Source organism: Arthrobacter sp. TJ-265, assembly GCF_058269135.1.
Map to the genome: position 1 here is coordinate 253,088 of NZ_JBZCND010000003.1, position 20,322 is coordinate 273,409.

A 20,322-nucleotide genomic window follows, 5' to 3' on the forward strand; every position below is an offset into this window, starting at 1 on the left:
CTGCGGGGAGGGCGGGAAGGCGGGCTCAGTGCCCGGTGACGCCGAGCATCGACAGCAGGGTGCTGCGCAGTGCCCCGAGGTCCGCTGAATTCCGGTCCCGCGGTCGGTCACCGGGCACGGTGACGAGTTCGGCGACGGTGGAACCCTCAGGCCCGTTCCCGTCCCCGCGGCCGAGCACGAGGATCCGGTCGGCGAGCTGGAGGGCCTCGTCGACGTCGTGCGTGACCAGCAGCACCGTGGTGGGCTGCGCGCGGTGGATGTCCAGCAGGAGGTCCTGCATGCGGATGCGGGTGAGGGCGTCGAGTGCGCCGAAGGGCTCGTCGAGGAGGAGGACGCCGGGGTTGCGGGCCAGGGCGCGTGCGAGCGACGTCCGCTGGGCCATGCCTCCCGAGACCTCGCGCGGGCGGTGCTTGGCGAAGGTGTCGAGTCCCACGAGCTTCAGCAGCTCGAGGACCTTCGCCTTGCCGGCACTGGCACTGGAGGACTTCGGGAGCCCGATCGCCACGTTGGCCTGCAGGGTGTGCCACGGCAGCAGCCGGGGTTCCTGGAAGGCGACGGCGCAGCGCTCGTCGATGCCCGTCACGGGGGTGCCATCGATCAGGACCTGCCCGCTGTCGGGGATGTCGAGTCCGGCGGCGGCACGCAGGAGGGTGGACTTGCCGCAGCCGCTCGTGCCGAGGATGGCGAGGATCTCGCCGGGTTCCACGTCCACGGTGACGTCCCGGAGGACGGTGCGGCGGTTCGCGGACGGGCCGAAACTACGCCCGAGCCCGGCGAAGCGGACGCCGAGGGCCTGTTTGCGGTGGGACTGGGTGCTGCCGGGTGCCAGAACTGCGGTCATGGTGTCTCCATCGGTCCTGGCGGTAGCACCCTACGGACCGAGCCTTCGCCACCGTCTCCGGTGGTTCCCGTGGCTCGGACCTCGATATCGTCCGGCATCAGGGGGATGCGGACGACCAGGGTTGCTGCGGCTTCACTGATCCAGGTCTCTCAGCCGCTCGGGATGGTCACTCCTATGAAACGCCCGGGGTCCCGTGGGAGCAAAATGGGGCGTGTAACAAACGAGGTAACAATCGCAGGACACCCCCGGGAGGCGTCGTGGCACACCAGAACGATCCGCAGGTCATCAGGAGGCTCCTGACCGAGCACGGCCGGTGGGCGGTGGTGGGCCTGTCGAACAACCCGCGGCGCGTCGCCGTCGGGGTGTCGCAGTTCCTCAAGGACGGCCTGGGGATGGAGATCATCCCCGTGAGTCTCAAGGGCGACGACGTCCACGGCCAGCAGGGATACACGCGTCTGGCGGACATCCCCGGCCCGATCGACGTCGTCGACTGTTTCGTGAACTCGTCCCGGGTGGGAGCCGTCGTGGACCAGGCGATCGCCGTGGGCGCGAAGGCGGTGTGGCTGCAGCTGGGCGTGATCGACGAGGACGCCGCCCGCCGTGCGGCGGAGGCCGGGCTCGACGTCGTCATGGACACGTGCCCGCGATGGAGGCCCCGGCGCTCGGCCTCTGACGCCTACATGCGCTGGTACTTCGACCGCACCCCCATGAAGACGCCGTAGGCCACGAGGCCCAGGGCCACGGCGCCGAGCAGCCAGACGCCGAAGGGCTGGTCCCGCAGGGACTTCAGGGCGCCGTCGAGCCCGGTGGACTGCTCGGGGTTGTTCGTGAGGGTGGCGACGATGACGAGGACGCCGAGGACCCCGAGGGCGAAGCCCTTGGCGATGTACCCCACGACGCCGAGGACGACGACGGCGGTGCCGGCGCGTCCCGGGGGGAGGCCGGTGAGGTTCTTGCGGAAGTGTTGGGTGGCCCCGCTGTAGACGAAGTACCCGCCGACGGCGAGGATGCCGATGCCGACCGCGAGCAGGAGCGCGGCCCCGACCGGATTGGACATGAGGGTGGCGCTCAGCGAACTCGCACTGCTGCTGCTGTCGCTGGAGCCGCCGAGCGCGTACCGGCCGAAGGTGACGCCGATCGCCGCGTACACCACGGCCTGTCCGCCGCTCTTGGCCTGCACCTTGAGCTTGTCCTTGCCCTGGCGTCCCTTCGCGCCGAAGAACACCTCGCTGAACTGGAACAGGGCGAGGGCGATGCATCCGATGAAGCAGAACCACAGGAGGGCCGTGCCGCCGGGGCTGCCGGCCAGCTGCCCGATCGCTCCGCTCTGGTCGGCCTCCCCGGAGCCGCCGCGCGCCAGGCCGAGGGCTATGAGGCCGATCAGGATGTGGAGGATCCCGGCGGCCACGTAGCCCGCACGGGCCGCGACCTCGAAGCCCTTGGAGTTCGCGGCGTCCTCCGCGGCGTCGGACGCCTTGTCCGCCGCGTCCCTGCCTGGTGTGCCCGTCCCTGGTGTCATGGTGCTCCCGCCTCCCTTGTCGATCGGCGGGGCGGACGTCACAGGCGCGTCCGGGCCGGTCTGGACCTCCATCCTGCCATTGCTCGTCCATCTGCGCCCGCCGGTCCGTTTCCGGTCCACTAGGTTGGGACCGGACCCGTTCACCAGGGAGCCCTGGCGGCGAGGCATCGAGGGAAGAGGCACGCATGGAACAGTTCACGTACGAGGAGCGCGGCGCGACGGACAGGCCGTTCCCCGAGTCCCTCGAGGGCGGCTGGCCCGGCGGCTACACCGTGATGGTGGAAACCCACGAGATCGAGACCGGGGATCCTTCGGCCGCCTTCATCGCCCTCACCGAGGGCATCCTGGCCTGGGAGCTGCACCGCGGAGCCGGTCTCACCATGGAGTCCGACGCCGTGCGGGCCGTTCCCGGCGCCCGCGTCGTCTCCGGATTCGGCGTCGGCCCCGCACGGATCAAGGCCCCGTGCAGGGTCATCTGGTCGCGGGCGCCGCAGCTCGACGGCGCGGGCAGGGCGGTCCCGGGCCAGCGCGGCGGGTTCGGCTACGGGACGCTGCCCGGCCACCCGGTGCGCGGCGAGGAGGGGTTCTACGCGGAGCTGACAGCCGACAACCGGCTGCTCTTCATCTGCTCCGCCTACAGCGTGCCGGCGAGCCTCGTCTACCGGCTCGCTGCGCCGGTGACCAGGCTGACCCAGCGGTACGTCCTGTCGCGGTACGTGAAGGCAGCTCACGGGCTCGCGGGTTCCTAGCCACCCGGCGCGCCCCGACGTCGGTCCCTCGCCTTCGTCCGTCGTGTGCCTGCTGCAACGGACTTCCTGCCGTATCGGATCCGAAACGGGCCCGTAACGCCCCGACGCTAGCTTGGGAAACTCCACGACCCGGGAGGATCCAGCATGGCTGACGTAGGAGGGCAGGAAGCTGCCGAGGTGTTGACGGATGGATTGGGCAGGCGGAATTTCATGGGAGTGGTCGCTGCCCTGGGCGCGCTCTCGGCCGCATCGGTGGCCGGAGCGCCGGCTGCGATCGCCACCGGCCCCGGAGCCGGGCACGACGCGGGGGCACAGGGCAAGGCCCCTTACGCGCCGGGCAAGGGATCCGCGGGGAAGGCGCCCCTCGACATCCTGCAGCCGGGACGCGGACGGATGCGCGGCGACCATTACCTCTCCTCCACACCCGACGAGGTCCTCTGGGGCTATGTGCCCACGGTGAACGCGGCACCCGTCATGACGATGCGGTCCGGCCGGACGGTCACAATCGACGCCCTCTCGCACGAGGGGATCCTCGAGGACCAGGGGCGCGACCCGGTGGAGTACTTCGGTGCGCTCGGCGTCGGCCGGTCGTCGGTCCTGGAGGACGCCGTCGACATCGCCGCCGGTTACCGTCGGACGGAACGCCGCTTCGACGTCGACGGCCCGCACGTCGTCACCGGCCCCATCGCCGTCGAGGGCGCCGAACCGGGCGATGTGCTCAAGATCGAGACGCTCGAGGTGGTTCCCCGCGTCCCCTACGGCGTGGTCTCCAGCCGGCACGGGAAGGGCGGCCTCGCGGTGCAGCCGGGGCCCATGCCCCCGGCCGGGATCACCCTCGACGAGGTCATGCCGCCGGTGGCCACGGACAACCGCGCATCGGGCATCCCGTCGGACTACGGCAACGTCTCGGTGTTCACGCGGATCGAGAAGGGCAAGGGCGTGATGACCAGCGGTGACCTGACGGTGCGATTCCCGCTGCGGCCGTTCATGGGGATGATGGGCGTCGCCTTCGCGGAGGCCGACGGCCTCACGTCGCCCGAGGCGAACTCCGTGCCGCCGACGCTCGGCGGAGGGAACATCGACATCCGTCACCTCGGCGCGGGATCCACCTTCTACCTCCCGGTGAAGGCCCCGGGAGCCCTCTTCTACGTCGGCGATCCGCACATGGGCATGGGCGACGGCGAGGTGGCGCTCACTGCGATGGAGGGCTCGCTGCGCGGGACGTTCCGGCTGACGGTGTGCAAACCCGGCTCCGGCGACGCTCCCTCGGTCGCGTACTCCTACCCGTTCGCCGAGACGAAGGAAGCCTGGATCCCGATCGGCCTGTCCGATCCGGACGGGCTGGCCGGTGGGGGCGTCTCGGGCGACCTGAACGTCGCCATGCGCCGTGCCATCATCAACGCGCTCGACTTCCTGCAGCATGATCGGGGCATGGACCGCGCGGTGGCCTACGCGTACCTCTCCGCGGCGGCGGATTTCGCGGTGTCGCAGGTCGTCGACCGGACGGTCGGTGTGCACGGGCTGATCGCGAAGGCGCACTTCGCCTGAGCGGGGGATGCCGCCCCGGGCCCGGCATCCGCCGCAGCGGCCCTGCCTGCGAAGCCGCACAACGCCATGCCTCCGTCGAACACGCTGATCGATGCCAAAGCGTGACCCTGCTTGATGGCCTCATCTCATTGCTTACGTCACACAACAGCTCTAGGTTGAGGCATACAGCGATCGTTCGGGTAATTCACAGGATGCTGGGGCTCCTGCCCCGAAACGATCAGCGGATCATGGCGATCTTGTTCGCAGCGCCCTCTCCGAGGGCGCTGCTTGCGTGTGGGGCCGCAAGCTGCGCCGTCGGGGATGGCCCGGGGGAAACTACGTGTCCAGGAGACGCACAGACATGATGAGTACCAATACGTGGGTTGCCGCCGGTTCGACGGCCACCCTCCTCGCCGGTGGCCTGTTCTTCGGAGCTCCGATGGCGGCGGCCGCACCCGGTGACGCGGCGTGCCTGCAGGCTTCTGCGCAGTTCAACGCGGCTCTCGGTCTCGCCGGTGTCGATCTCCGCTTCGTCAGCCAGTTCGAGCTGGCGACGGCGGCGGTCGTGGACGCTGCGGCGAACCTCGAGGCAGTCGCGCAGGCTGCGCTGATGTCGGAGGCAGCAATCGCCGCCGAGGCTCAGGTCGTCACTGCCGAAGGAGCAATCGACGCCGCGGCCCTGGTCACTGCGGACGCCACCACGGCACTCGCCACGGCCATTGAGGAATCGACCGCCGAGGATCCGAATACGGACCCGGTCGTCATCGAGGCACAGCAGGCGCTTCTGGCTGCGCAGGACGGTGAGAAGGAAGCGTCGTCGGCATACGATGCAGCGATCGCTGTCTACGATGCCGCGCTGATCACCCCCGAGGTCCTGACCGCTTCGGCGGCGTTGGAGGCGGCAGACGGCGCAGCATCCGACCTCCTCGACCAGCTCAACGTGGATGAGGCCCTCGCGAAGGAGATCCTCGCCCTGTTCGAGGCGTTCCTCGCGGCGTGTGACGCCGAAGCGATCGGCGTCGATCCGGCCGGCCCGGGGATCACTCCGGTGGGTCCGGCTCCGGTCGCCGTGCCGGCGGCCCCGGTCGCAGTGCCGGCTCCTCCCGCCGCTCCCAGCGCCGTCGTCCCCGCACCGACCGGTACGAACAAGGGCCTGAACGTCCAGACCGCCGTCGCGACGGAGGACAACAGCGCCGCCGTGGCCCTCATCGCGGCGCTGCTGGCCGTGGGGGTCGCGGTTCCGGCGGCCACCGCCGCCCGCATGCGTCGTCTCGAGCGCGCACAGCGCTAGAGGCCGGCCGATCCGGCCCCGGGGTAGTGGTCGAAGGACCGTTGCCCCGGGGCCGGACCGGCGCATCATCCATTTCGAGCTCAGGACAGCGCAGCCATGGACCAGCCCCGGATGCCCGACGAAGCCCCGGACCGGCCGGGTGCTCCCGCGCAGACGACCCCACAGCCGCAGCCGCGCCGCTCGCTTGCGAAGCGCTGGGCGGCGCTGCCCCTCGTCGCTGCCGCAGGGCTCGCCATCGCCGTCTCGGTCATGCCCCCGGCGTCGTCGGGAGCCCCGACGTCGTCGAGCACGCCGTCGGCCGTCGCGACCCCCGTGTCGTCGTCCTCGCCGTCCGCAGCAGCGGCTGCCCCCGCATCCGCGGCGTCCACCCCGGCGCCCGGCCCGGCCGCAGCCGAGCCCATCGGACTGTCCTTCCCCGCCGCGGGGGTCGACATGGCGGTCCTGCCGCTCACGCCGAGCGAGGCGGACCTCGCCGCGCAGACCCTCGTCCCTCCGCTCACCATCGACGCCTACTGGTTGACGTCCTACGGGATCCCCGGCGCCGGATCGGTCAACACCACCTACATCGCAGGCCACAGCTGGGACGGCAGGGACGCACCGTTCAACGCGTTGAGCGACGAAACCCTGGTGGGTGCCGAGTTCACGCTCACCGTCGGGACGGGCGACCTCACCTACGTCGTCGACTCGGTGACGACCCATGACAAGGACACGCTGAAGGACAGCGACATCTGGAACATCGTCCCGAACCGCGTGGTCCTCATCAGCTGTTACACCGAGAACCCCTGGGGGAAGAACGTCGTCGTCACGGCGATGCCGAAGACCGCCTGACGTCCACCGCGGGCTGCGACTCCCGCATCTGCGTCCGGTCGAGGAACCCCGCCGGCGGGACACCGGGTCCCGTCGGAGCCGGGGTCAGCCGAAGTGCCTCGGCAGCGTCCCCTCGTGGGCTTCGCGCAGCCGGTCCAGCGGCAGGGTGAAGTAGCCCTGCACGTCCAACGCCCGGTTCTCCGTGTCCACCACGCCGATCCGGATGGTGGGGAAGTTCCGCGCCGTGCACATGTCGTTGAAGCGGACCTCCTCGGAGCGTGGGACGCTGACGACGGCGCGGGCCTGGCTCTCGCTGAACAGCGCGGTGAATGCGTCGATGCCGTCGCGTTCGCACAGCTCGTCGAGCCCGATCCGCGCGCCGACGCCGAAGCGCAGCGCCATCTCGCTCAGCCCGGCCGCGAGGCCCCCCTCGGAGAGGTCGTGGGCGCCGTCGATCATGCCGTCCCGCGAGCAGTTGACGAGGATCGCCGCGAGCGTCTTCTCGGCCGCGAGGTCCAGTGCCGGCGGCTGCCCGCCGAGGTGCCCGCGCAGGTTGGCCCACTCGGAGCCGTCCAGCTCGTCCGCCGTCGTCCCCAGCAGGTAGATGGCCTGCCCGTCCTCCCGCCAGCCCGACGGCGTGCGCCGCGCGACGTCGTCGAACACGCCGAGCACGCCCACCACAGGGGTGGGGTGGATGGCGACGCCGCCGGTCTGGTTGTACAGCGAGACATTGCCGCCGGTCACGGGCACGCCGAGCTCCTGGCAGGCGTCGGCGAGGCCGCGGACGGTCTCGGCGAACTGCCACATGACCTCGGGGTCCTCGGGGGAGCCGAAGTTCAGGCAGTCGGTGACGGCGAGGGGCTCGGCACCCGACGTCGCCACGTTCCGGTACGCCTCGGCGAGCGCCAGGCGCGCCCCCTCGTAGGGGTCGAGGTAGGAGTAGCGGCCGTTCGCATCGGTGGAGATGGCGACGCCGAGGCCGGTCTCCTCGTCGACCCGGACCACGCCGGCGTCGTCGGGCATGGCCAGCGCCGTGTTGCCCTGGACGTAGCGGTCGAACTGGTCGGTGACCCAGTTCTTCGCACACATGTTGGGTGAGGCCATGAGCTCCAGGACGGCCTCGCGCAGGTCGGCGGGCCGTTCGGCGGCAGCGGAGGCGGTGAAGGCATCGGCCTGGACGCCGTCGAGCCATTCGGGCCGGTGGTACGGGCGCTCGTAGACGGGGCCCTCATGGGCGACGGTGCGGGGGTCGACGTCGACGATCTTCTCGCCGTCCCATTCGATGATGAGCCGGCCGGTGTCGGTGACCTCGCCCAGCCAGGAGTACTCCACGGCCCACTTGTCCATGATGGCCTCGAACGCCTCCACGTTCGCGGGCGTCACGACCGCCATCATGCGTTCCTGCGACTCCGACATCAGGATCTCGCCGGGCGTGAGCGAGGGGTCGCGGAGCAGCACGTTGGTGAGTTCCACGTGCATGCCGCCGTCGCCGTTGGACGCGAGTTCCGACGTCGCGCAGGAGATGCCCGCCGCGCCGAGGTCCTGGATGCCCTCGACCACGGACGCCTTGAACAGCTCTAGGCAGCACTCGATGAGCACCTTCTCGGCGAACGGGTCGCCCACCTGGACGGCGGGACGCTTGGACGGCTTCGAGGAGTCGAAGGACTCGGAGGCCAGCACGGAGGCACCGCCGATGCCGTCGCCGCCGGTGCGGGCACCGAAGAGGACCACCCTGTTGCCCGCGCCGGACGCGTTGGCGAGGCGGATGTCCTCGTGCCGCAGCACGCCGACCGCGAGGGCGTTGACCAGCGGGTTGCCCTGGTAGACGGCGTCGAAGACCACCTCACCGCCGATGTTCGGCAGCCCGAGGGAGTTCCCGTAGCCACCGATGCCCGCGACGATCCCGTGCACGAGGCGGGCGGTGTCCGGGTGGTCGATCGCCCCGAAGCGCAGCGGGTCCATGACGGCGACCGGGCGGGCGCCCATGGAGATGATGTCGCGGACGATCCCGCCCACACCGGTGGCCGCGCCCTGGTAGGGCTCCACGAAGGACGGGTGGTTGTGGCTCTCCACCTTGAAGGTCACGGCCCAGCCGTCCCCGATGTCGACGACGCCGGCGTTCTCACCGATCCCGACGAGGAGGTGCTTCTTCATGGCGTCGGTGACCTTCTCGCCGAACTGGCGCAGGTGCACCTTGGAGGACTTGTAGGAGCAGTGCTCGCTCCACATCACCGAGTACATGGCGAGCTCGGCGCCGGTGGGCCTGCGCCCGAGGATCTCCTCGACGCGCCGGTACTCGTTCTCCTTGAGCCCGAGCTCCGCCCAGGGGAGCGCCTGGCCGGGGGTGGCCTCCGCATTCGCGACGGTGTCGATGTTGAACGCACGGGACGTTGTTCCTGCAGTCACTTAGCCCACCAGTTTCTTGAGTACCGAGGTGAAGATGCCGAGCCCGTCGGTTCCACCGCGGACCTCGACGGCGCCGCGGGCCGAGGAGTCCGGGCCGAAGCCCGCCTCGACGGCGTGCTCGGGGTGCGGCATGAGCCCGACGACGTTACCCGCGCTGTTCGAGATGCCGGCGATGTCGCGGCGAGAGCCATTGGGGTTGCCGTCGACGTAGCGGAAGACCACACGACCCTCGCCCTCGAGCTCGTCCAGGGTGCGGTTGTCGGCGACGAATTGCCCGTCCTGGTTCTTGAGCGGGATGACGATCTCCTCACCGTCCGCGTAGTCCGAGGTCCAGGAGGTGCCGGCGTTCTCGACGCGCAGGCGCTGGTCGCGGCAGATGAAGTGCAGGGAGTTGTTCTTGATCATTGACCCGGGCAGCAGGTGCGCCTCGGTCAGGACCTGGAAGCCGTTGCAGATGCCGAGCACGGGGAGGGCATCCGCCCCGCCCGAGGCCGCCGCGGTGATCTGCTCCATGAGCGGCGCGAAGCGGGAGATGGCGCCGGCACGGAGGTAGTCGCCGTAGGAGAAGCCGCCGGGGATGATGACGGCGTCGACGCCCTGCAGGTCGTGGTCGCCGTGCCACAGCTGGGTGGCGCTGCCGCCGGCGAGGCGGACGGCGCGGACGGCGTCGCGGTCGTCGAGCGAGCCGGGGAACGTGACGACGCCGACCCTCACGCCGTCGAGCGCCCTGTCCTCGCGGCCGGCGACGGGCTGGGGGCCGCCGATGAGCGGGGTCTCGAGGGTCACTGGCCGTCCTCCTGGATGACCTCCACGCGGGTGACGTCCTCGATGACCGGGTTGGACAGCAGCGTGGCGGCGGCATGGCGGGCCTGCTCGAGGACCTCCTCCGTGACGTCACCGTCCACGGTCAGTTCGAAGCGCTTGCCCTGGCGAACACCGGCGAAGCCGGTGAGCCCGATCCGGGGGAGTGCTCCGGCGATCGCCTTACCCTGGGGGTCGAGGATCTCGGGCTTGGGCATGACGTCGACAACGATCCGGGGCATCCGGCAACTCCTGTGCGTGAGCGGCAAGTGCTGGGGGTTCCAGCATTAAATGCAGTAGCCCGGAAGTGCCGTCTCACGCCGCATCAGGGTTGATACCGGCGCTCCGCGAGCTTGCGGTCCAAGTCTACCGGGCATTCCCTGAGCCCCCGTCCGGCGCCGGCTTTCGGTGCGCGCCTGTTCGGCCCCCAGCTCCGGTCCCGTAGGATGCCCGTCATGGCGGAGTCCCTCGAGGCGTGGACCGACTTCAACGTCGCCATGGTCGGGGCGACCGCGGCGCTCGCCGGCCTGCTGATCGTGGCGATGTCGGTCAACATCTCCGCGATCGTGGCGTCGCCGGCACTGCCGGCCCGCGCCGCCGCCTCGATCGGCACCCTCACTCTTGCGATCGTGGTCGGCGCGATCGGACTCGTTCCCGGTCAGACCGCCTGGGCCCACGGCCTCGAGGTCCTCGCCGCACTGGTGGTCGTGCTCGCTCTCGAGGTGCACGCCGTCCGCCTCGTCGCCGCCGAGAGCGGCCGGAAGCCTTCGGAGCGCGCCGGAAAGATCGTTGCAGGGGCGCTTCCCCTCGGCCCCTTCGCGGTCGGCGCCGTCCTCCTGCTCCTCGGCGCGCCCGCGACCGGTCTCGCCTGGCTCGCTGCCGGATGCGTCCTCGCGATCGTCGGAGGCATCCTGTTCTCCTGGGTCGCCCTCGTCGAGGTGCTGCGCTGAGGTTGCCCGGTCCGGCGGGCGGCCGATCCCGTCGCAGCGTCCGCCGGCTCTACTGCGCCCCGGGCGCGCCCAGGAGATCCGTCAGACTGTTCCAGCGCGAGATTTCGCAGCCGTCCGTCAACGCGAAGGATCCCACCACCGGGGTCCCGTCGATCTCCCCGGTGATGCTCGCCGTCTGCGGACCCGCGTACTGCTGGGTGCAGAGCACGTCCTTGTTCGGGCGAGCCGTGAAGAACGCGGCGCCGATCCGCGTGAGGGTCGCGCACGCGGCGTCGGCGTTGGGATGGGTGGAGGCCGGCCCGGGGACGCCGTCGACGCACTCGAGCACGTACTGGACGGGGTCCGAGGAGGCATCCTGCCGGACGGAGATGGTCAGCAGGGCGTTCGTCGAGGCCGCCGGCGGAGTCGCCGGCGCCGGTGGAGCGGACACCGGTGGAGCGGACGCCGGTGGAGCGGAGCCCGCGCCGGAGGGCGCCGGGCCGGGGGTGGCGTTGTCGTCCGGCGCGGGCGAGGGGGTGGGGGACTGCACGGAGGTCTCCTGTTCATCGGGTTCGTCTGGCGGGCCACTCTCGCTGCAGGCGGAGAGGGCGAGGGCGAGCGCCACGAGCGGAACCAGGGCACGCCGGGCGGCCCTGCGTGCACGGCCCGCTGCAGGCCTCGGATCGGTGCTGGTCATGGCGTCCCCTTCGGCTGGCTCCCCAGCGTAACGGCTGGCGATAGAACAACGCGGGACGACGGCGAGGCGTCCCGGGCGGCGCGGCTAGGGAGCATCCAGCGCGTCATCGAGCAGCCCGAGGAGCCGCGCCCGGAGCGCCTGCGACTCCTCGGCGAAGCTGCGCTGCAGCCGGACGTACTCCGCCTTGCCCTCGGCCGTCTCGATCGCGATCGGCGTGTAGCCCCAGTCCGCGAGGTCGTACGGGGAGGCCCGCATGTCCATGGTCCGGATCCGCCAGGACAGTTCGAAGCAGTCCATGACGATCTCGCTGGGCAGCAGCGGGGTGAGCTTGTACGCCCATTTGTACAGGTCCATGTTGGCGTGGAGGCAGCCCGGTTGTTCGAGGTCCCGCTGCGTCCGGCGCGTGGGCGTGAGCTCGTTCAGGGGCACCGCCTCCGGGGTGTAGAAACGGAAGGCGTCGAAGTGGGTGCAGCGGATCCGCGCGGAGTCGACGACGCCGTCGGTGCCGTCCGCTCCGAGGCGCAGTTGCAGATAGTCGTGGCGGACGCCGTTGACCGCAGACCGGTATGCCATCGCCCACTCGTGGAGCCCGAAGCAGCCGAACTGCGCGGGCCGCGCCGCGGTCCGGGCGAGGATCAACCGGGCGAAGTCGACGGCGTCGCGCCGCTCGACCGCGAAGCGCTGCGCGTCGACCCGGACCCCGTCGTCGACGGCGGCGTAGTACTTCCAGCCGGTGCGCTCCGCAGCGGCCGGTCCCGCCAGCACGACGGCGGCCCCCGGGTGCCAGCGCATGAGCTGGCCCGGCTTCTGCGTGTAGTAGGTGAAGAGGAAGTCCTCCACCGGATGTTTCGCCCCACGCGACCGCCGCTCCAGGTAGGGCTCCGCGAAGCGGGCCACCCGCTCGTGGTGCCGCCGTTCGCGGTCCTGCCATTCCGCCTGCGCGAGACGGGTCAGGAGGTCAGCGGGCATTCTCCTATTATCACCTGTTCGCCTCCTGGTAAATATCCTGTGTGAATTCTGGGAAACACGGCCGAAGGTCACTGTTCAGGGTGTGTTGCCTCGGGTAAGTTTGTGCTCGCTGTGGCGTCTGTGAGCGTCATCACAGGGGTGGGGTCCCATACGGGAGACCACGGCATCGGGGGAACGGCTTCGGCCGGCCCGTACTTTCACGAGAGGCACTACCTTCCTATGACACAACGGAGAATAGCCGGGCAGGGGCGCACCAGCATGCGCGCCGCCGCGACGATCGTTCTGGGTCTGCCGCTACTGGTCTCATCAACGGCGGTGGCGCCGGCTGCCTTCGCAGCGCCGGCTCCGGCGACGTCAGTGACGCCGCAGAAGGCGCCCGCCAAGAATCTGGATCCGGCGCAGTACCCGGCCGGCAAGTACATCGTGGTACTCGCCGACAAGCCGATCGCCACCTACACGGGCGGCGTGCAGGGCATCGCCCCGACGAAGCCGCAGCCGGGCAAGAAGCTCGACGCCCAGGCGCCGAACGTCCAGCAGTACTCGAAGTTCCTCGAGACCAAGCAGCAGGAGGTCGCCACCGCGGAGAGCGTCGAGATCGACCGCACCTACACGGCGGCCATCAACGGCTTCGCGGCGGATCTCAGCGCCGACCAGGCCATCGAGCTCGCCAAGAGCGACAAGGTCCTCATGGTCGCACCGGACGTGGAGAACGCCCCGGACTACTCCACCATCGACTTCCTCGGTCTCAACGGCAACAAGGGAGCCTGGAAGACCCAGTTCGGCGGCGAGAAGAACGCGGGCAAGGGAACGGTCGTCGGCGTCATCGACACCGGCTACGCCCCCGACAACCCCTTCTTCGCCGGTAAGCCCGTCAAGCCGCTCCCCGGCAACTCCAAGCCCAAGGTGGGTGAGCCCTACCGCGACGCCGACGGCAGGATCGCCATGCTGAAGGCCGACGGGAGCACGTTCGTCGGTGACTGCGAGGTCGGCCAGGGCTTCGACGGCAGCCTCTGCAACTCGAAGGTCGTCTCCGCGCAGTACTTCGACGAGGCCTTCATCGCGAGCGTGCCCGCCGCGAACCGCGCGCCCGAGGAAGTCCTCTCCCCGGTGGACATCGACAACCACGGCACGCACACGGCGAGCACCGCCGCGGGCAACGCAGGCGTCACCCAGACCGTCGACGGCCGGAACTTCGGTGTCTCCTCCGGGGTCGCCCCCGAGGCGAAGATCTCCGTCTACAAGACCTGCTGGGAGGACACCGACCCCAACACGGGCGGCTGCTACTCCTCGGCATCGGTCGACGCCATCAACCAGGCCATCCTCGACGGCGTGGACGTGCTGAACTACTCGATCTCGGGCAGCACGACGACGACGACGGACCCCGTGTCCCTCGCCTTCCTCTCGGCCACCTCGGCGGGCATCTTCGTCGCCGCGTCCGCCGGCAACTCCGGCCCCACCGCCAGCACCGTGAACCACGGCGCCCCGTGGATGACCACGGTCGCCGCGAGCACCTTCAACTACGAGCTGCAGGGCACCGCCGAATTCTCGGACGGCACCAAGTACCGCGGCGCGTCGATCATGCGCGCCGGTGTGCCCGCCACCCCGGTCGTCCTCGCGGTGAACGCGGCGGCGGCAGGCGCGGCGAGCCCTAACCTGTGCGGCCCCAACACCCTGGACCCGGCGAAGGTCGCCGGCAAGATCGTGGTCTGTGACCGCGGCGTCGTCGACCGCACCGCGAAGAGTGCCGAGGTGCTCCGTACCGGAGGCGTGGGCATGATCCTCGTCAACCTCGTCGATTCCTCGACGGACACCGATCAGCACGTGGTGCCGACGGTCCACGTCAACGCGCCCGAGGCCCTCGAGCTCAAGGCGAAGGTCGCGGCCAACCCGTCGATCACCGTCGCCCTGCAGCCCACGGACACCACGGGCAAGCCCCTGCCTCCCACACCGCAGATCGCAGGCTTCTCCTCGCGCGGCCCCCTGCTGGCCACCGGGTCCGACCTGCTGAAGCCGGACATCACGGCTCCGGGCGTCGCCGTCCTCGCGGGCGTCTCCACGGTCGGTTCCAAGGGGGCGCAGTTCGGGTTCCTCTCCGGAACCTCGATGGCCTCGCCTCACGTCGCGGGCTTCGCCGCGCTGGTCCTCGGCAAGAACCCCGCCTGGTCCCCGGCCACCGTGAAGTCGGCGATGATGACCACCGCCTACCCACTGAAGACCGCCACGGGCGGCGTCGAGACCGACGTCCTCGCGGTGGGCGCCGGCCACATCAACCCGGCAACCGTACTCAGCCCCGGACTGGTCTACGACCAGACCGTGGAGGACTACCTCAGCTTCATCGCGGGCACCGGCGTCGAGCTCGGCATAACCGGTGTCAAGCCGGTCGCCACGAAGGACACCAACGTGCCGTCCTTCGGGCTCGGCAACCTGACGGGACGCATCGAGGTCACCCGCACGGTCACGGCCGTCACCCCCGGCCTCTACCGTGCGACCGCGAACGTCCCCGGAGTCAAGGTCACCGTCACGCCGTCGGTCCTGAACTTCAGTGCACCCGGCGAGAAGCGCACCTTCAAGGTCACCTTCGAGAACGAGAGCGCGCCGTTCGGCAAGTTCGCAGCCGGGTCCCTGACCTGGTCCGGCCAGGGCAAGACCGTCACCTCCCCGGTGGCCGTCCGCCCGCAGGCCGTCAAGGCTCCGGCCGAGGCAGCCTTCACCTCCGCGGGTCCTGACGGCAGCGGCACCTTCGACGTCACCTCGGGCACCAACACCCCGATCCAGATGACGCTCCAGGGCCTCGCCAAGGCGGACTCGACGGCGATCAACCTGGTCCCCGGTGGCCTGGCCAACGCGAACAACGCCTCAAACGCCGTCAAGGACGTCACCGTCCCCGCAGGCGCCCCGATCGCGAGGTTCTCGGTCCTCTCGAGTGACCCGAGCGCCGACTTCGACATGTTCCTGATCACGCCGGCAGGCACCGTCACCCAGGTGGCGACCGCGGATGCCAGCGAGACGATCACGCTCGAGAAGCCGGCACCCGGCAAGTACCGGATCATCGCCAACCTGTACGGCAGCACGGACAACCGGCCGACCGCAGGCACCATCGATGCGGCGGTCCTCAGCGGCACGGAGAACAATGCGACGCTGACCCCGAACCCGCTCGCCCTGGCGAACGGCAGCACGGGTGCCGTCACGCTCACCTGGACCGGCCTCGCCGCCGGCTCCTACGTGGGCCGCGTGACCTACGCCGGATCCTCGGCGGTGACCTACGTGACGGTCGTCGTGAAGTAACACCCCAGCTGAATGACAGGCAGAAGGCCGGTGGATCCCTGATCCACCGGCCTTCTCCATGTCCGTGTCCGGTCGTCGTCATCCCACTCCACGGGACCGCGGGGTGGGAGGGTTCGAACAGTCCCGCTTCACGGCCGCGGCCGATGGGACGAAGGTCGTCAGGTGACGCAGGGGCCCCGACGAAGCGGCTAGCGGCCCGTCCCCGCGTACACCGTCGCGGTGGCATCGCCGTCGAGCTCGAACGCGGCGTGCACGGCACGTACCGCGGTATCGAGCAGGTCCGCGCCCGTGACCACCGAGATGCGGATCTCCGACGTCGAGATCATGTCGATGTTCACGCCGGCGTCGGACAGGGCGCGGAAGAAACGGTAGGAGACGCCGGGGTTCGAACGCATGCCCGCGCCGATCAGCGAGAGCTTCCCGATCTTCTCGTTGTAGTCCACCGATTCGAAGCCGACGCGGTCCTGCGCGGCGCCGAGCGCGGCGAGCGCCTCGGCGCCGTCGACGATCGGGAGCGTGAAGGAGATGTCCGTGCGGCCGGACCCGTGCGTCGAGACGTTCTGCACGATCATGTCGATGTTCGTGTTGGCGCCGGCGACGATCCCGAAGATCTCGGCTGCCTTGCCGGGGATGTCGGGTACGCCGACGACCGTGACCTTCGCTTCGGAGCGGTCGTGCGCGACGCCGGAGATGATGGGCTGTTCCAAGGGTTCTCCCTCTTGAATCTTGATCTGGTCATCGGGGCTGGGCAGCACCCAGGTGCCCTCGTTGTGGCTGAAGGAGGAGCGGACGTGCAGGGGGACGCCGAAGCGGCGCGCGTACTCGACGCAGCGCAGGTGCAGGATCTTCGCTCCTGACGCCGCCATCTCGAGCATCTCCTCGCTCGAGATCGTGTCGATCTTCTGCGCCGAGGCGACCACCCGGGGGTCGGCGGTGTAGACGCCGTCGACGTCGGTGTAGATCTCGCAGACGTCCGCGCCCAGCGCGGCGGCGAGGGCGACGGCGGTGGTGTCCGATCCGCCACGGCCGAGGGTCGTGATGTCGTTGCTGTCGCGGCTCATGCCCTGGAAACCGGCGACGATGGCGATATCGCCTTTCTCGATGGCCGTCCGGATGCGGTGCGGGGAGACGTCGATGATCCGCGCCTTGCCGTGGATGGCGTCCGTGATCATGCCCGCCTGGCTGCCGGTGAAGGACTGCGCGGAGGCGCCGGCCGCGTGGATCGCCATCGCCAGGAGGGCCATGGAGATGCGCTCGCCCGCGCTCAGGAGCATGTCCATCTCCCGGGCGTCCGACGCCGTCGGGCTCACCTGCCCGGCGAGGTCCAGCAGTTCGTCCGTGCTGTCGCCCATCGCGGAGACGACGACGACCACCTCATGGCCTGCTGCCTGGGTGTCGACGACCCGCCGCGCGACGCGCTTGATGCCTTCGGCGTCGGCCACCGACGATCCGCCGAATTTCTGGACTATGAGGCTCATGCACTCGCTCACTGACGAAGGAGGACGGCGGCGTCAGCCGGCCGTGCTTGCTGTGACGGGCGGCAGCGTCGGCGCCTGAGGGAGCGGGGGATCGGGATCCTACGCCCGTGCCAGTGTAGCGGCGGGGGAATCGTCCGCTCAAAGTCGGGGTCCGAATAAGAACCTGCGGGCGCCCCACGATTCCCTTGCCGAACTCCGGCCCAAATGCTCGCGCGTCGCCTAATCTCGGAGCATGACCAACGAATCTGGGGGAATCGTCGTCGAGGGGGTGGCACGGAGCTTCGGCTCGGTGCAGGCCGTCCGCGATATCGATTTCGAGGCTCCGCCCGGGGAAGTGACCGCTCTGATCGGTCCCAACGGCTCCGGCAAGACGACCCTGCTGCTGATGATGGCGAGCCTGCTGGCTCCCGATCTCGGCACCATCCGGGTGGCGGGCTTCGACCCCGTCACGCAGCCCAGGGAGGTGCGGAGCAGGGTCGGCTGGATGCCGGACACCCTGGGCGCGTGGGAATCGCTGACCGCCCACGAGGTGCTGACGACGATCGGCGCGCTTTACCGGATGAGCTCCGCGGACCGGACGCGGCGGGCCGACGAACTGCTGGCGGCTGTGAAGCTCACCGACTTCGGCCACCAGCCGGCCCGTGTCCTCTCCCGCGGTCAGCAGCAGCGGCTCAGTCTGGCCCGCGCCCTGATCCACGACCCGCAGGTCCTGCTGCTGGACGAGCCGGCGTCGGGCCTCGATCCCGGCTCGCGGGTGGACCTGCGGTCGCTCCTGCGCTCGCTCGCCGCCGAGGGCAGGACCGTCGTGGTCTCGAGCCACGTCCTGTCGGAACTCGACGAGATCGCCGACCGTGCCGTCTTCGTGAGCCGGGGGCAGTCGGTGAAGAGCCAGACGCTCGACGAGGCCGGCGGCCAGATCCGCCGCTACTACATTCAGGCCGAGCCGATGACAGCCCTCGCCGCAGCCCTGGAGAGCCACGGCGTGCGCTTCGAGACGCGCCGCGACTCGCGGCGCGAGGAGTTCCTCGTCCAGCTCGGCAGCACCGCAGAGGCCTCCTGGCTGCTGCGCACCCTGGTGATGGCCGACGTCGTCGTCACCGCCTTCGCACCCGCCGGCGGTGCGCTCGAAGAAACCTACATGAGCCTCGATACGGACAGACGATGAGCACAGCGACCGAACCCTCGACCCCCCACCCCGTCCGTTCCTCCACCTCCCTGCCGTTCCGGACAGCGGTCCGCACGGTGTTCACCCTCGAGATGAAGCAGCGACTCCGGGGCAGGGGCTGGTACTGGATGCTCGGCACCTGGTTCGTGGTGATCGGCTTCATCTTCGTCCTCGCCCTCGGGGTGATCGGGGCCACCGACAACGAGGGCGGGATCCTCTTCGACCTGATCGTCGGCTTCGTCCTCTTCTTCGGGCTCCTCGTCTCCCCGGGCCTCTCGGCGAACGCCATCAACGGTGACCGCGCGGGCGGCACCCTCGCGATCCTCCAGGTCACGCTGCTCACGCCGGGGCAGCTGCTTGCGGGGAAATGGCTGGCCTCCTGGGTGGGGTCCCTCGCGTTCCTCGTCCTCAGCAGCCCTTTCATCTTCTGGGCGCTGACGCTCGGCGGCGTCAACGGCCAGGAGGCCGTGGTCTCGCTCCTGATGCTCGCCGTGCAGCTCGGCGTGGTCTGCGCGATCGGCGTGGGCGTCTCGGCGCTTGCCAACCGGCCCCTCTTCTCCATCGTCAGTACGTACATGCTGGTGGCGCTGCTGGCCGTCGGCACGGTGATCGTCTTCGGGCTGAGCACCATGCTGGTGATGGAGGAGCGGACGATGACGTCGTCCTACTACAACTACCCGGAGGCAAGCCTCGACAGCATGGGCGTCCCCGATCCGGGCGCCGAGCTGGAGTGCGTGACGCAGACCTACCGGTCGGAGGTACCCAACACGCAGTACATCACCTGGATCCTAGCCGCGAACCCGTTCGTGGTGGTGGCCGACGCCGTGCCCTACAGCGTCGAGGACCTGCCGGAGCAGGGCACGCCGAATCCCTACGGTCCCGCCGACGGCCCGTACTACACGCCGGGCGTCATGGAGACGATCAGCCAGGGGGTGCGGTCGGCGCAGGCCGGACCCGACACCGACCAGACCTGCGAGGAGGCAAGCCAGGCTCTTCGCCCGCTCCCGCAGGAGACACCGATCTGGCCTCTGGGGCTGGGGATCCAGCTGGTCCTGGCGACCGGGCTCCTGCTGGCCGCCCGCCGGAAGCTGACGATGCCGGCCGGGCGCCTCGCGCGGGGGACTCGCATCGCCTAGGTGGGTCCTGCAGGGCCGCTCGCGTCAGGACATGACGCGGCGGCCCTCGAAGGCCCGGCCGAGGGTCACCTCGTCCGCGTACTCGAGATCGCCGCCGACCGGGAGGCCGGACGCGAGGCGCGTGACGGGGATGCCGATGGTCTTGAGCATCCGCACCAGGTAGGTCGCCGTCGCTTCCCCCTCCAGGTTCGGATCGGTGGCGATGATGATCTCCTGGATCTGCGCGTCCGACAGGCGGGCGAGGAGTTCGCGGATGCGCAGCTGGTCGGGCCCGACGCCCGCGATGGGATTGATGGCGCCCCCCAGCACGTGGTACCTGCCGCGGAACGAGCGCGTGCGTTCGACGGCGATCACGTCCTTCGATTCCTCGACGACGCAGATCATCGTCGCGTCCCGGCGCGGATCACGGCAGATGGCGCACTGTTCCTGCTCGGCGACATTGCCGCAGATGGTGCAGAACTTCACGCGTTCCTTGACCGTGGTGATCGCCGTGACCAGGCGCTGCATGTCCTCGCCGTCCGCTTCCAGGATGTGGAACGCGAGGCGCTGGGCCGACTTCGGGCCCACCCCGGGCAGGCGTCCGAGCTCGTCGATAAGCTCCTGCACTGCGCCTTCGTACACGGTGTGTCCTCTTCTGCCTGTGGTGATGGTGCCGGTGTTCCGGTACCAGGGGCGTGGTGCGCCCTCCCCGCTGCGTCGGCGGGAAGAAGCGCACCCTTCAT

18 protein-coding genes are annotated in these 20,322 nt (G+C 70.0%); 9 read left to right on the plus strand and 9 right to left on the minus strand.

Annotation, left to right across the window (positions count from 1 at the left end; translation table 11 throughout):
• Nucleotides 1-25 precede the first annotated feature (25 nt).
• Nucleotides 26-841 (minus strand): ABC transporter ATP-binding protein, encoded by an 816-nt coding sequence (locus AC4D2E_RS12860; RefSeq protein WP_490952857.1) that lies wholly within the window; start codon nucleotides 839-841, stop codon nucleotides 26-28.
• 257 nt (nucleotides 842-1,098) lie between these two features.
• Here AC4D2E_RS12860 and AC4D2E_RS12865 point away from each other — a divergent pair, with 257 nt between their 5' ends.
• A complete protein-coding gene (locus tag AC4D2E_RS12865) occupies nucleotides 1,099-1,563 on the plus strand; it encodes a CoA-binding protein (protein ID WP_490952858.1) in 465 nt (154 codons plus the stop codon).
• On the opposite strand, the gene AC4D2E_RS12870 is transcribed toward AC4D2E_RS12865, so the two are convergent.
• Nucleotides 1,518-2,432: a DUF1206 domain-containing protein gene (locus AC4D2E_RS12870; RefSeq protein WP_490952859.1), complete on the minus strand. Its 915-nt coding sequence runs from the start codon at nucleotides 2,430-2,432 to the stop codon at nucleotides 1,518-1,520. The genes AC4D2E_RS12865 and AC4D2E_RS12870 overlap by 46 nt on opposite strands.
• Before the next feature lie 113 nt (nucleotides 2,433-2,545).
• On the opposite strand from AC4D2E_RS12870, the gene AC4D2E_RS12875 reads away from it, so the two are divergent.
• From AC4D2E_RS12875 to AC4D2E_RS12890, 4 genes are all read left to right on the plus strand, one after another.
• Nucleotides 2,546-3,109, plus strand: coding sequence for a DUF1990 domain-containing protein (locus AC4D2E_RS12875; RefSeq protein ID WP_104167130.1), 564 nt, complete (start codon nucleotides 2,546-2,548; stop codon nucleotides 3,107-3,109).
• 144 nt (nucleotides 3,110-3,253) lie between these two features.
• A complete protein-coding gene (locus AC4D2E_RS12880; RefSeq protein WP_490952860.1) occupies nucleotides 3,254-4,657 on the plus strand; it encodes an acetamidase/formamidase family protein in 1,404 nt (467 codons plus the stop codon).
• A gap of 340 nt (nucleotides 4,658-4,997) precedes the next feature.
• Nucleotides 4,998-5,927 (plus strand): hypothetical protein, encoded by a 930-nt coding sequence (locus AC4D2E_RS12885; protein ID WP_490952861.1) that lies wholly within the window; start codon nucleotides 4,998-5,000, stop codon nucleotides 5,925-5,927.
• Between the two features lie 96 nt (nucleotides 5,928-6,023).
• Nucleotides 6,024-6,755, plus strand: coding sequence for a class F sortase (locus AC4D2E_RS12890; RefSeq protein ID WP_490952862.1), 732 nt, complete (start codon nucleotides 6,024-6,026; stop codon nucleotides 6,753-6,755).
• An 84-nt stretch (nucleotides 6,756-6,839) separates the two neighbouring features.
• On the opposite strand, the gene purL is transcribed toward AC4D2E_RS12890, so the two are convergent.
• The 3 genes from purL to purS are packed head-to-tail and all read right to left on the minus strand — an operon-like array spanning nucleotide 6,840 to nucleotide 10,183.
• Nucleotides 6,840-9,140, minus strand: a complete 2,301-nt coding sequence (gene purL, locus AC4D2E_RS12895) for a phosphoribosylformylglycinamidine synthase subunit PurL (RefSeq protein WP_490911267.1) — start codon at nucleotides 9,138-9,140, stop codon at nucleotides 6,840-6,842.
• Nucleotides 9,141-9,926 (minus strand): phosphoribosylformylglycinamidine synthase subunit PurQ, encoded by a 786-nt coding sequence (purQ, locus tag AC4D2E_RS12900; RefSeq protein ID WP_490952863.1) that lies wholly within the window; start codon nucleotides 9,924-9,926, stop codon nucleotides 9,141-9,143.
• Nucleotides 9,923-10,183, minus strand: coding sequence for a phosphoribosylformylglycinamidine synthase subunit PurS (purS, locus tag AC4D2E_RS12905; protein ID WP_490952864.1), 261 nt, complete (start codon nucleotides 10,181-10,183; stop codon nucleotides 9,923-9,925). Before purS ends, purQ begins: the two co-directional genes overlap by 4 nt.
• Before the next feature lie 213 nt (nucleotides 10,184-10,396).
• Here purS and AC4D2E_RS12910 point away from each other — a divergent pair, with 213 nt between their 5' ends.
• Nucleotides 10,397-10,891: a hypothetical protein gene (locus tag AC4D2E_RS12910; protein WP_104167118.1), complete on the plus strand. Its 495-nt coding sequence runs from the start codon at nucleotides 10,397-10,399 to the stop codon at nucleotides 10,889-10,891.
• Between the two features lie 49 nt (nucleotides 10,892-10,940).
• On the opposite strand, the gene AC4D2E_RS12915 is transcribed toward AC4D2E_RS12910, so the two are convergent.
• The gene (locus AC4D2E_RS12915) at nucleotides 10,941-11,567 is read right to left on the minus strand and encodes an SSI family serine proteinase inhibitor (protein ID WP_490952865.1); all 627 of its coding nucleotides are present in this window, start codon (nucleotides 11,565-11,567) and stop codon (nucleotides 10,941-10,943) included.
• Nucleotides 11,568-11,651: 84 nt separating this feature from the next.
• A complete protein-coding gene (locus AC4D2E_RS12920) occupies nucleotides 11,652-12,536 on the minus strand; it encodes a 3-methyladenine DNA glycosylase (protein WP_490952866.1) in 885 nt (294 codons plus the stop codon).
• Nucleotides 12,537-12,755: 219 nt separating this feature from the next.
• Here AC4D2E_RS12920 and AC4D2E_RS12925 point away from each other — a divergent pair, with 219 nt between their 5' ends.
• Nucleotides 12,756-15,821 (plus strand): S8 family peptidase, encoded by a 3,066-nt coding sequence (locus AC4D2E_RS12925; protein ID WP_490952867.1) that lies wholly within the window; start codon nucleotides 12,756-12,758, stop codon nucleotides 15,819-15,821.
• A 188-nt stretch (nucleotides 15,822-16,009) separates the two neighbouring features.
• On the opposite strand, the gene AC4D2E_RS12930 is transcribed toward AC4D2E_RS12925, so the two are convergent.
• A complete protein-coding gene (locus tag AC4D2E_RS12930; protein ID WP_104167110.1) occupies nucleotides 16,010-17,299 on the minus strand; it encodes an aspartate kinase in 1,290 nt (429 codons plus the stop codon).
• 232 nt (nucleotides 17,300-17,531) lie between these two features.
• On the opposite strand from AC4D2E_RS12930, the gene AC4D2E_RS12935 reads away from it, so the two are divergent.
• Both AC4D2E_RS12935 and AC4D2E_RS12940 read left to right on the plus strand, forming a co-directional pair.
• The gene (locus AC4D2E_RS12935) at nucleotides 17,532-18,464 is read left to right on the plus strand and encodes an ABC transporter ATP-binding protein (protein WP_104167108.1); all 933 of its coding nucleotides are present in this window, start codon (nucleotides 17,532-17,534) and stop codon (nucleotides 18,462-18,464) included.
• Entirely contained in the window at nucleotides 18,461-19,600 is a 1,140-nt protein-coding gene (locus AC4D2E_RS12940) for an ABC transporter permease (protein ID WP_490911256.1), read from the plus strand. The genes AC4D2E_RS12935 and AC4D2E_RS12940 overlap by 4 nt, the downstream gene beginning before the upstream one ends.
• A 24-nt stretch (nucleotides 19,601-19,624) precedes the next feature.
• On the opposite strand, the gene recR is transcribed toward AC4D2E_RS12940, so the two are convergent.
• Nucleotides 19,625-20,221, minus strand: coding sequence for a recombination mediator RecR (recR, locus tag AC4D2E_RS12945; RefSeq protein ID WP_104167104.1), 597 nt, complete (start codon nucleotides 20,219-20,221; stop codon nucleotides 19,625-19,627).
• Nucleotides 20,222-20,322: the final 101 nt, after the last annotated feature.

Bases quoted from the DNA above. Each gene is read 5' to 3' on its own strand.
- AC4D2E_RS12860 (WP_490952857.1), bottom strand. From the start codon at position 841: ATGACCGCAGTTCTGGCACCCGGCAGCACCCAGTCCCACCGCAAACAG.
- AC4D2E_RS12870 (WP_490952859.1), bottom strand. From the start codon at position 2,432: ATGGAGGTCCAGACCGGCCCGGACGCGCCTGTGACGTCCGCCCCGCCG.
- AC4D2E_RS12875 (WP_104167130.1), top strand. From the start codon at position 2,546: ATGGAACAGTTCACGTACGAGGAGCGCGGCGCGACGGACAGGCCGTTC.
- AC4D2E_RS12880 (WP_490952860.1), top strand. From the start codon at position 3,254: ATGGCTGACGTAGGAGGGCAGGAAGCTGCCGAGGTGTTGACGGATGGA.
- AC4D2E_RS12885 (WP_490952861.1), top strand. From the start codon at position 4,998: ATGATGAGTACCAATACGTGGGTTGCCGCCGGTTCGACGGCCACCCTC.
- AC4D2E_RS12890 (WP_490952862.1), top strand. From the start codon at position 6,024: ATGGACCAGCCCCGGATGCCCGACGAAGCCCCGGACCGGCCGGGTGCT.
- purS (WP_490952864.1), bottom strand. From the start codon at position 10,183: ATGCCCCGGATCGTTGTCGACGTCATGCCCAAGCCCGAGATCCTCGAC.
- AC4D2E_RS12910 (WP_104167118.1), top strand. From the start codon at position 10,397: ATGGCGGAGTCCCTCGAGGCGTGGACCGACTTCAACGTCGCCATGGTC.
- AC4D2E_RS12915 (WP_490952865.1), bottom strand. From the start codon at position 11,567: ATGACCAGCACCGATCCGAGGCCTGCAGCGGGCCGTGCACGCAGGGCC.
- AC4D2E_RS12920 (WP_490952866.1), bottom strand. From the start codon at position 12,536: ATGCCCGCTGACCTCCTGACCCGTCTCGCGCAGGCGGAATGGCAGGAC.
- AC4D2E_RS12925 (WP_490952867.1), top strand. From the start codon at position 12,756: ATGACACAACGGAGAATAGCCGGGCAGGGGCGCACCAGCATGCGCGCC.
- AC4D2E_RS12930 (WP_104167110.1), bottom strand. From the start codon at position 17,299: ATGAGCCTCATAGTCCAGAAATTCGGCGGATCGTCGGTGGCCGACGCC.
- AC4D2E_RS12935 (WP_104167108.1), top strand. From the start codon at position 17,532: ATGACCAACGAATCTGGGGGAATCGTCGTCGAGGGGGTGGCACGGAGC.
- AC4D2E_RS12940 (WP_490911256.1), top strand. From the start codon at position 18,461: ATGAGCACAGCGACCGAACCCTCGACCCCCCACCCCGTCCGTTCCTCC.